This window comes from Kitasatospora sp. NPDC059571, assembly GCF_042735675.1.
In the GTDB taxonomy this organism is placed as follows: Bacteria; Actinomycetota; Actinomycetes; order Streptomycetales; family Streptomycetaceae; genus Kitasatospora.
Genome location: NZ_JBHWBW010000845.1, coordinates 1 through 1,285, shown reverse-complemented (window position 1 = coordinate 1,285; position 1,285 = coordinate 1). Strand labels below are relative to the sequence as shown.

The 1,285-nt window shown below is 80.3% G+C and carries 1 protein-coding gene; it reads left to right on the top strand.

What is annotated here, in order from left to right:
- Nucleotides 1–731 precede the first annotated feature (731 nt).
- Nucleotides 732–1,178, top strand: a complete 447-nt coding sequence (locus ACFV0G_RS39480) for an ATP-binding protein (protein WP_380558796.1) — start codon at nucleotides 732–734, stop codon at nucleotides 1,176–1,178.
- The last annotated feature ends 107 nt before the right edge of the window (nucleotides 1,179–1,285 follow it).

The following is a 1,285-nucleotide window of genomic DNA, read 5'->3' as shown; positions in this document are numbered from 1 at the left end:
GCGCAAGGCCGGGGCCGGAGACGAACGATGACCGGGCGGCGGCGGCCGTCCGGGCGGGAACTGCGGGAGGACCAGGGTGAGTGGAGCCACGGGTGCTGCGGGAGGTGCGACGGGCGGGACGCCGGGCGGCGCGCAGCAGGGCGGAATGCCCTACGGCGGTGTGCCCCAGCCCCCGGCCGAGCACCCGGCCGCGTCCACCTCGCTGATGCCCCCGGTCGCCTCGGCGGGCCAGGGCGCGGGCGGCACCAACGGCGCCGGCTTCTCCGCCGGCCCGCCGCCCGCGACCCCGCCGCAGCCCACGGCTGCGCCCGGCGGCTACTCCCAGCCGACCACCTACTCCAAGGGGCAGCCGACTCCGCCCCGCGGGACGCGGGTGCCCGGCGCCGGGCCCTCCCGCGCGGCCCCCCCCCCCGCCCCCGCCGCAGCCGGACGCCCGTCCCGCAGGATGCGCCCTCGGGGCGCGCGTCCGCGGAATCACGGGGTGCGGAGCAGGCGTTGACCACCGACCGGCAGCCCGGGTCGACCCTCGGCGCCGTGGTCGCGGGAGCGGTCCTCGCGGCCGTCCGACCGCACCCGGGGAAGACCCGGCCGGGCTTGTCGACGACCCGTCACGGTACCGCCCGTGCAAGCCCTCCGGCAGCGGAACGGGGCAAGCCGCTCGCCGGGAGCGACCGATCGCCGACCATGCTCATGTCCGCGATCCCGCACCCCCGGCCGCCGAGGAGCCCTGCATGCCCGAAACCCTGCCGACCGCGACCGTCCGGGCCGCCGGGAGGGAGTGCTGGCTGCCCCGCCACCGCAGGTCGGCCGGGGTGGCGCGGCGGATGCTCCGCGCGTACCTGGCCGAGCAGCCGGACGGCGGACGGTACGCCGACGACGGGGAGTTGCTGCTCGGCGAACTGGTGGCCAACGCGGTGGCGCACGCCACCGCGCCGCCCGGCCGCCTCGTCCTGGTGGGGTTCGAACTGGCCGGCGGCGAGCTGGCGATCGAGGTGCACGACGCCTCGCCCGACGGGCCGGACCCGGCCCCGGTCGACCCGGACGCCGAGGACGAGTCGGGCCGCGGCCTGTGGCTGGTGGGCCGGCTGGCGACGGCGTGGGGGGTGCGCCCGCGCCCGGGCGGCGTCGGGAAGATCGTCTGGTGCGTGTACCGCCCGGCGGGCGCCGGCGCGGCGTGACCGCGGCCGGGGCGGGCGGCGGGCGGGGGGGGGGGGGCCAGGCCTCACACCCGGCCGGTGTGCGACCGCGCCCCCCCCGCGCGGGAGGGGGGTGAGGCTCCACCCGA

What these genes read in the sequence shown, in the direction of transcription:
- ACFV0G_RS39480 (WP_380558796.1), top strand. Translation starts at nt 732, where the DNA reads ATGCCCGAAACCCTGCCGACCGCGACCGTCCGGGCCGCCGGGAGGGAG.